Source organism: Aliidiomarina sp. (assembly GCF_047920995.1).
GTDB lineage: Bacteria > Pseudomonadota > Gammaproteobacteria > Enterobacterales > Alteromonadaceae > Aliidiomarina.
In genome coordinates this window covers 1-8,759 of the sequence record NZ_JBLRWZ010000051.1, presented here as the reverse complement: position 1 = coordinate 8,759, position 8,759 = coordinate 1, and the positions used below count along the sequence as shown (strand labels likewise).

The 8,759-nt window shown below is 47.2% G+C and carries 6 protein-coding genes; 2 read left to right on the top strand and 4 right to left on the bottom strand.

Annotation, left to right across the window (positions count from 1 at the left end; genetic code table 11):
- The first annotated feature begins 407 nt into the window (after window positions 1-407).
- Entirely contained in the window at window positions 408-959 is a 552-nt protein-coding gene (locus ACNA7P_RS10620) for a gamma carbonic anhydrase family protein (RefSeq protein ID WP_416258606.1), read from the top strand.
- Window positions 960-1,018: 59 nt separating this feature from the next.
- On the opposite strand, the gene ACNA7P_RS10615 is transcribed toward ACNA7P_RS10620, so the two are convergent.
- Genes ACNA7P_RS10615 through ACNA7P_RS10605 form a run of 3 tightly spaced genes read right to left on the bottom strand, consistent with a single transcriptional unit; the run spans window position 1,019 to window position 6,473 of the window.
- Window positions 1,019-4,276, bottom strand: a complete 3,258-nt coding sequence (locus ACNA7P_RS10615; protein WP_416258605.1) for an error-prone DNA polymerase — start codon at window positions 4,274-4,276, stop codon at window positions 1,019-1,021.
- Complete coding sequence (locus ACNA7P_RS10610; RefSeq protein ID WP_416258604.1) at window positions 4,276-5,721, bottom strand: Y-family DNA polymerase; 1,446 nt, start codon at window positions 5,719-5,721, stop codon at window positions 4,276-4,278. Before ACNA7P_RS10610 ends, ACNA7P_RS10615 begins: the two co-directional genes overlap by 1 nt.
- Window positions 5,722-5,765: 44 nt before the next feature.
- Window positions 5,766-6,473, bottom strand: a complete 708-nt coding sequence (locus ACNA7P_RS10605) for an ImuA family protein (protein ID WP_416258603.1) — start codon at window positions 6,471-6,473, stop codon at window positions 5,766-5,768.
- A gap of 136 nt (window positions 6,474-6,609) precedes the next feature.
- Here ACNA7P_RS10605 and ACNA7P_RS10600 point away from each other — a divergent pair, with 136 nt between their 5' ends.
- A complete protein-coding gene (locus ACNA7P_RS10600; RefSeq protein WP_416258602.1) occupies window positions 6,610-7,518 on the top strand; it encodes an acyltransferase in 909 nt (302 codons plus the stop codon).
- Here ACNA7P_RS10600 and ACNA7P_RS10595 read toward each other — a convergent pair.
- A partial coding sequence (locus ACNA7P_RS10595; protein ID WP_416258601.1) for a mechanosensitive ion channel family protein occupies window positions 7,515-8,759 on the bottom strand: 1,245 nt, incomplete at its 5' end. The genes ACNA7P_RS10600 and ACNA7P_RS10595 overlap by 4 nt on opposite strands.

Genomic DNA, 8,759 nt, shown 5'->3' with positions numbered 1-8,759 from the left:
CGTAGCGAGGTGCGCATTCTACACGCCTCATTTTTGCTGTCAACCGCTTTCGAAAAGTTTTTCTATTTCTACATGCTAGCGACAGCAATTCGGGGTTGTTATTGGAAAGTTAATGGCCTGTTACAGGTGTTTAACTTTCTTTTTAGTAAGAAGGCTTCGTTTTAACAACTTTACCTTTTTACCTAAATCCCGTTTTCGTTGGCTTGATTCGCTAAGTGCTTATCGTTACTGCCTTCGAAGTGGGGCGAATTATATAGACCTGAGCGAAACGGGCAAGCTCTTTTTGCAAGTTTTCTTGTTTTTTTGTGTTAACCGCAGAAAAATTCGTCAGGTTGGCGTAAGATCAAACGTATACAGCATGTTTTCTAAGCAAAGCGCTATGTGAGCGCGTGGCAGGTGAGGTGATTATGACAGCAAGTGCATTCGTGGGCCGTTCCTATAAGGGTAAATTGCCAAAATTAGGCGAGGGGGTTTTTGTAGATCCATCCGCAGTTTTGGTGGGTGACATTGAAATTGGCGCCGATAGTAGCATTTGGCCGTTAGTTGCAGCGCGTGGTGATGTGAACCATATTCGCATTGGCGCACGAACAAACGTACAAGATGGTGCCATTTTGCACGTTACCCGTACTAGCCCAGAGGATGCTACGGGTTACCCTTTGATTATTGGTGATGATGTAACGGTAGGCCACCAAGTAATGTTGCACGGCTGCACTGTGGGTAATCGGATTTTGATTGGCATGTCGGCCACGGTAATGGATGGCGCCGTAGTAGAGGATGATGTAATCATTGGTGCCGGTTCGTTGGTTCCGCCTGGCAAATGTTTAACGAGTGGCTATTTATATGTAGGCAGCCCTGTGAAACAAGCGCGCCGCCTTACGGATGAAGAGCAGGCTTTTTTAAAGAAATCTGCCGAAAATTATGTATGGTTAAAAAACGATTACTTAGCAGAAGCAGAGTAATCACAGCACATAACGCATATTGCTCGCGGCATAGTGACAAGCTGAGCGAGCAGTAATCGTTAATGGAAATCACGTGATTTAACTTGGGCATTTGGTAGCTGCCCAGTTAAATCACGTAAATCTCCCGCCACAATATGAATAACATCACCTTCAATTTCCAATACACCCTTTACTTGTAACAATTGGGCCTTCAGCCACTGCTTGCGTTGCCGGCGAGCCAGCTCTTGCCAGAGCACTACATTAATAGTGCCCGTATGATCTTCTAAGGTTAGGAAGGTAACGCCACTCGCGGTACTTGGCCGTTGCCGATTCGTAACTAGGCCGATAACCGTTACCAACTGCCCTGAGCGTAGGCTCGGTAACGCATTCGCTGTATGATGCTTCGGTAACACATCTAACTCATGCAATAGTGCTAACGGGTGCTTGCCTAAGGTAAGCCCTAAGGATTGATAATCTTCCTGCATGTTTGCAAATTCATTTGGAGCAGCAAGCGCGTATTCATTCATTGGCTGCTCATGCACGTTCAGTAGCGAAAGCTGCTCTGTTTCCCGTTGGGGATTGGGTTCACGCAGGGTGGTTAAATTCCAGCGCGTTTGATAACGATTACCACTGAGCTCAACAAGAGCGTTTGCACTTGCTAGTAACTCTTTACCCCTATCACTAAAGCTGCACGCCTCACAGATTTGCAAAAACTCCTGCATATCCGTGAACCCAGCAACTGGCCGGTGCTGCAATAACCGATTGAGCTCGTGCTGCACTAACCCCTTGATTAAGCGAAAGCCAAGCCTGATCATCGGTTCTGCTGCGCTCTTTGCCGAAGGCTGCGCCGGGGTTTCTGCTGAAACACTAAGTGCTTGTGCATGCTGAGGCTCTGCAGATGGTTGTAACGCATGATTCCAGGTACTGCTATTAATGGAGATCGGTAACACTGCTACCTGATGGCGGCGCGCATCTTGAATTAATTGAGAGGCGGTGTAAAAGCCCATTGGCTGGCTATTCAGCAAACCAACATAAAATGCGGCCGGATAGTGGCACTTCAACCATGAGGAAGCGTAAGCTAAGTTGGCAAAACTAGCTGAGTGAGATTCTGGAAAGCCATATTCACCAAAGCCACAGATTTGCTCGAATAACCGTTCCGCAAATTCTTGGCTATAACCTCGAGCGCGCATGCCGTTAATTAACTTTTCTTGGAATGCCATAAGTTTGCCTTTGCTGCGCCAGCTCGCCATCGCACGCCGCAACGCATCGGCCTCACCACCACTAAAGCCGGCTGCTACCATGGCTAATTTAATTACTTGCTCTTGAAAAATAGGAACGCCCAAGGTGCGCTTGAGCACTTGCTCTACTGCGGGGTTAGGGTAGGTAATAGATTCTTTGCCTGCGCGGCGCCGTAAATAGGGATGCACCATATCACCTTGAATAGGCCCTGGCCGCACAATGGCAATTTGAATCACTAAATCATAAAAGCAATTTGGCTTTAAGCGCGGCAGCATGTTCATCTGCGCCCGAGATTCAATTTGAAACACGCCTACCGAATCAGCTTTTTGCAGCATTCGATACACCTGTGGATCATCTTGTGGAATACTCGCCAAACTATGTTGCACGCCATAAAAATTTGGCAATAACGCAAGAGTTTTACGAATTGCTGTAAGCATACCAAGCGCTAACACATCAACTTTGAGCAAACAAAGGGCTTCAATATCATCTTTATCCCACTGAATTACCGTGCGCTCTGCCATAGCCGCATTCTCAATCGGCACTAAATCGGCTAATTCGCCCGCGGCTATAACAAAACCACCCACATGTTGCGAAAGGTGCCGTGGAAAACCCAGCAGCGCCTCGGTAAGCATCAGCAAATGCGCTCCTTGCGGATGATTCATTACGCCCATTTGCTGGAGTTGTATGCGCCAATCGTTTTCACTATCACGACGATCTAAGCGATTTAAAAACTGTTCAATTTGCGCCTCTGGAAAGCCCAGTGCTTTACCCACATCGCGCAGCGCACTACGTAACCGATAGGTGATTACAGTAGCCGCCAACGCCGCTCGATTACGGCCGTATTTATTATAAATATACTGAATTATTTCTTCGCGTCGCTCATGCTCAAAATCAACATCAATATCTGGCGGCTCATTACGCTCTCGAGAAATAAATCGCTCGAATAGCAGCTGTGATTGCGCTGGGTTTACCGCCGTAATTCCTAAGCAATAGCACAATACCGAATTGGCCGCCGAGCCTCGGCCTTGGTGCAAAATATTCTGCTGCCGCGCGAATACCACAACATCGTGAATGGTAAGGAAGAAGTGCGCATAGCCTAGCTCTTCTACTAAGGTAAGCTCTTTTTCCAATTGCTCACGAATTGCCTTTGGCACACCATTCGGATAGCGCCAGCGTAAGCCCTGCAAGCCAAGCTGGCGTAAATAACCATTAGCGGTAAAGCCTTGCGGCACTACTTCAGCAGGGTATTCATAGCGCAACTCACTTAAGTTAAAGCTACAGCGTTGCGCAATTACTTCTGTTTCTGCCAACCATTTTGCCGGCAGCAACTGCTCGAGTTCTGCTAACGTGCGCAAACTCACTTCCGCATTCGCAAGCCGCGAGAAACCTAATTTGGCCACCGGAATGTGCTTGCGGATGGCTTGTAACACATGCAATAACGGTAACCGTTCTCGGTGGTGTATGCGTACGCCACCTGTAGCCACTATCGGCCAGCCGGTAGTGGCCGAGAATTGCCGCAAATACTGCATCTGTTGCCGATCCGTGGGCTGCAAATAGCGTTGGTACATCAGCCAACAACGTTGTGGAAATGCAGTTTGTAATTGCTGCGCTAGTTCTGCAATTGGATTCCTAGAAGCACTGGAGGGCGTGGTAAATTCCGCAGTTGCGGCAGTTACAACATCAGTTGCACACTGATGATTACCATGAGCTGGTTGCATAAACCGCGGTAACCACAATAATAAACAGTTACTTAAATCACTCTCGAGTAAATCTTGCGCCGCAAATGTGTAGCTGCCTTTTTCGGCAGCACGCCTACATTGGCTAATGAAGCGGCCGATTTGGCCATAACCTTGGCGATTTTTGGCTAGTAATACGAATACTCCAAACTGCTGACAGCGAAACTCACTGCCACTAATTAACTTCAAGTTTGCTTGCTTACTGGCTTGCCAAGCTTTTACTAACCCCGCATAAGAGCATTCATCAGTGATCGCAATCGCCGAATAGCCGAGTTGAGCTGCTTGCAGCACTAACTCTGCAGGAGAAGATGCCGCTCGCAAAAAACTGTAGTGGCTTAAGCAATGCAACTCTGCATAAGCCATTAGCTAAACCAACCCTGCTGCCACCAGCATTGCTGCTGGTAATCGTAAAACAACCAACCGGGTTGCCCAAGCGCATTTAACCCCAACCAGTAATCTCGGCATACTCCCTGAGCAATACCATTCATATCATGAGGCTGGGGCTGCCACCACGGCGTACAGTGCCGCTCTGGCCCGCGCAATAGTTGCCATTGTTGTATTTGTACCGGTTGCGGCTGCGGTAACAGCCATAACGGCCTACCCAAAGGATGTGCACCCAACTCTTGGGCCAGCGCGGTGTTTTTACCAGCCCCTTGTGCGGAGGTTAAGTATGCACCGGCCGGAGAGCGCTGCCAGGCCTGTTCTGGTAACCATTCGTTGGCTGTTTGCACTGCAAATACTCGCGCTTGCCCAAGCCGAAGCTGTAATTCATTCAACAGCCGCGGCAATGGCTTACGTTGCTTTTTGCCACTATTGAGTAAATCACCATGCTGTTTGCTACGCGGGTGCAACTGCTTAGCTTGTAAACCGAGCTCTAAAACAGGAGCGGCTAACTTCAACGCCACTATTTTTAACTGACAAAAATTATCTAGCTCATTTGCTAAATAAGCACCATGGGCCAAACCGATTTCTATACGAGTGGGTTCATGATCACGATGGTGTAACACTAACTGCAAATAACGCGTTTCTTGCTGCCGGCCTTCTAAGAAGTGTTCTAGCTCTTGCAGCATTCGCTTTAATGGAAACCGCAATGCTTGCCAGCTACGCGCTTCTGCCACTAAACAAAAACGTTGATAAAACCATTGCGGTGGCTGGAAGTAGTGTAGTAATTCATGCTGCTCACCTTGAATACGCGCCAGCCATTGCACTAACTCTTGCCCCATGCGTTGCCCCGCCAAAGCACGTGGAATAGCCTGCAAAGCTCCAAGCGTGTGCAAGCCCAAGCGCTGTAGTTTTTCAATTAGTTTTGGGGCGCAGGGTAAGTAGTGAATCGGCACATCGGCCGCATTTGTTACGCCCGCCTGCGCCAACATTTTTGCCACTAAAGGGGTGGCACCAGAACCGCATTGATAGCGCAATTGCCAAGGAGCAAGCTGCAGCATTAACTGCTGTTGGCTTTGCTGTATATCAGGATACAACTTCCGCATTGGCTTTAAATCAAGCCAAAAACCAGCCGGGGCATCAAGGCTAATAAGCGCAAACACTTGGTACAAATCGGCTGCCAGCTGTTGCAATAAATGCCGCTGTTGAGCCTCTCGATAAGGATAAGCCGCTAAATTCTCAGCCAGCACCCAAGCATCTGATAATGAGCATCCGGGTTGAATCCCCATTACCATCGCCGTTTCATTGGCCTGCACCACTCGCTGCTCCTGCTGCCCATACAACACTGCGGGTAAGCCCTTTAATTCAGGTTGTAACGCTTGCATTCGATCCAACTGCAGCGCAGGTAACTGCACATATACCCACATATATTCGCCTATATCGCTATTCGAAAGCCGCTACCAATAAGCTGCTAACCGGAAGGCCAGCGAGGTAATGGCTGCCGTGGCAAGCGAATCGGCCAGCCACCGTTACGCTTTAACAACTGCCACTGCACATTTGCCAACTGCGCTACATTATCGCGGCTATGTGCAGGCTCAACATGCACACGTAAACGCGTTGCATAACTACGCGCTTCCTCATTTTGCACACCCGTAATCACAAATACCCAAGCGTCACTCTCGGCTGCAGCTAGGTGCAAACGGCGTACTGCTGTAGCGCTAAGCTGTTCCGCCCAAAGCAGCAGCATCGCTACTTGGCCACTATGCAATATTGTTTCCGCAGCCCATAAGGCATCTACCGCATTGGCTGGATTAATCACAATGTGCTGCGCAGCACTACTGCTAGAAGTTTTTGCTATTGCGTTGTTTGCCTGCAGTGCTAGCATTCCTTGTAATGCTGGAGCATACGGAATGGCTGGCGGCGCTAACCAAAATACAGGCCGCGCTAGTTCGGCTGCTTTTGCAATGCCAGCTGCAAGCAAACTTAATTCACCACTAAATAAATGTGCACATTGCAATTCATGCACCCGCCCACATAACCAGCCTCCGCCAAGCGCTTGGTCCAACACACTCTGGCCACTCGATACATGCACATCTGCTTGCTCCCTAGCACTACAAGGCCTTGCATTACCTTTCCATAGCGAACCGCGCTCAATAAGCTGTTGCAGCTCTGCATGCATTACGCTCTCCTTTGAATACCAAAATACTGTACGTATATACAGTGTATGCAATTCTATTTTCTTTGCAAGGAGTTCTGCGTTTTAGGTAAGTTAAGGTATGATTAACAAAGAATAAAAATTATAGGGAAGCATGCTTATGTTGCATTTTTTACCAGCTCCATTGCGGGTACTGTTTAATTTTCTGTGGGGCGCTATCGCAACCGCAGTAATCGGTATCACTATTATTGTTTTGGGTATTTTTAAGTTCATTATTCCGATTCCGGCTGTGCAGCGTTTTATTTCGCGCTTAGCCAATGGCGCGTTTCGCGGGTGGGCTTATGCAGTTTCAGCAATGTTTCGTATTAGTTACTCAGTAGAATGGTTTGTAGAAGGTGATATTCCGAACGATCGGAATGGTTGGTTCATGATTCTCTGCAATCACATGAGCTGGGTAGATATCGTGGCTCTGATGCACTTATCGCGTAAGAACCTACCCATGCCACGCTTCTTTCTAAAGCAAGAGTTGTTTTGGGTACCGATTATCGGTGTTGGTTGTTGGGTGCTCGATATGCCGTTTATGAAGCGCTACAGCAAGGAGCAAATTGCGAAACGCCCAGAGCTAAAAGGTAAGGATATTGAAACCACGCGAGAGAAATGTGAAAAATTTCGCAATATTCCTACTACGGTGATCAATTTTTGCGAAGGCACGCGCTTTACAGAACAAAAGCGGCAACAAAAGCAAAGCGCTTATCGGCATTTATTAACCCCAAAAGCAGGTGGAACCTCATTTACGTTGCAAGCCATGGGTAATCAATTTCAAGAAATCCTTGATATCACCTTGGTATATCCTGATCGGCAAAGCAATCGCTCTATCGTGCTAGATTTGTTGGCCGGTAGGTTGAAAAAGATTTATGTATATATTGATCGCATTCCAGTAACCGACGATTTGCGCGGGGATTACTTTAATGATCCCGAGTTTCGGGATCATTTTCAAAGCTGGCTAAATAGCCGTTGGCAATTAAAAGATGAGCGTATTCAAGAAGTGCTAGATCGGGAAACCCTTTAATCCGGCTTGTCTTCTGGCACCGTAGTTTTTACGCTCGTATCACGCAGTGAGCGTAAATCCACACCGCTTGGATGCTGGTAAACACGCAAGCCAAACTCCGGCAGAATAGAAAGAAGGTGATCAAACAAATCAGATTGAATTGCCTCGTAATCTACCCAAGCTGTAGTATTGGTAAACCCATATACTTGCAGCGGCAAGCCATCAGATGTTGGCGCCAACTGCCGTACCATCATGGTCATATCTTGGTGTATGCGCTGGTGGTGCTTCAAATAGTTTAAGATATAAGCTCGGAAGGTACCGATATTCGTGATACGCCTAGTATTTGCAGGCTCTTTACCTTCGTCTTTAAGTGATTGATTCCAATCATCAATTTCTTTCTGTTTACTTTCTAGATACTCACGCAATAATCGAAAGCGCGATAATCGAGTTTTATCTTCATCACTCAAAAAGCCAATACTTTGCTGATCCAACAAAATATTGCGCATAATACGCCGGCCACCCGAATCTTGCATGCCGCGCCAGTTTTTAAACGAATCGGTAATAAACCGGCGGGTAGGGATGGTGGTGATGGTTTTATCCCAGTTCTGTACTTTTACCGTATGCAGGGCAATATCAATCACATCGCCATCCGCATTCAATGCTGGCATTTCTACCCAATCACCCACTCGCACAATATCATTCGAGGAAATCTGCATGCTGGCCACTAGTGAAAGTAAGGTATCTTGGAATACCAGCATTAATACAGCTGCCATTGCCCCAATACCGGAAAGCAGAATAACCGGCGAACGATCAATTAACGCCGCAATAATCAGAATTGCCGATACAAGGTAAATAACGATTTTTATAACTTGGATGTAGCCTTTAATGGGCTTTAAATGCGAATCCGGTTTCTTTTCATAGATCGTATTAATAAGCGTTAACGCGCCATTAATCGCCAATGCCACAGTAAGAATCACAAAGGCATTGGCCACATTTTGAATAACTGCCACAACAACTTCTGGCACTTCAGGCACCCAAACAATACCTACCGAAAGTACTAATGCGGGAATCACATTAGCAAGACGAGCAATAACAGATGATTTAGCAATCTCATGGGTGCGGCCAATTTCGGTAGTTCGTAACGCCTTCATAATGCCGCGCACGAGCATGCGCTTTACTACTGCATTACTTAACCAAGCAAGAATGAATAAAATGAACAAGCCGGTAGCCAAATACAGCTGCGGGTGTTGCTCTAACCAGCC

What these genes read in the sequence shown, in the direction of transcription:
- ACNA7P_RS10620 (WP_416258606.1), top strand. Translation starts at nt 408, where the DNA reads ATGACAGCAAGTGCATTCGTGGGCCGTTCCTATAAGGGTAAATTGCCA.
- ACNA7P_RS10615 (WP_416258605.1), bottom strand. Translation starts at nt 4,276, where the DNA reads ATGGCTTATGCAGAGTTGCATTGCTTAAGCCACTACAGTTTTTTGCGA.
- ACNA7P_RS10610 (WP_416258604.1), bottom strand. Translation starts at nt 5,721, where the DNA reads ATGTGGGTATATGTGCAGTTACCTGCGCTGCAGTTGGATCGAATGCAA.
- ACNA7P_RS10605 (WP_416258603.1), bottom strand. Translation starts at nt 6,473, where the DNA reads ATGCATGCAGAGCTGCAACAGCTTATTGAGCGCGGTTCGCTATGGAAA.
- ACNA7P_RS10600 (WP_416258602.1), top strand. Translation starts at nt 6,610, where the DNA reads ATGTTGCATTTTTTACCAGCTCCATTGCGGGTACTGTTTAATTTTCTG.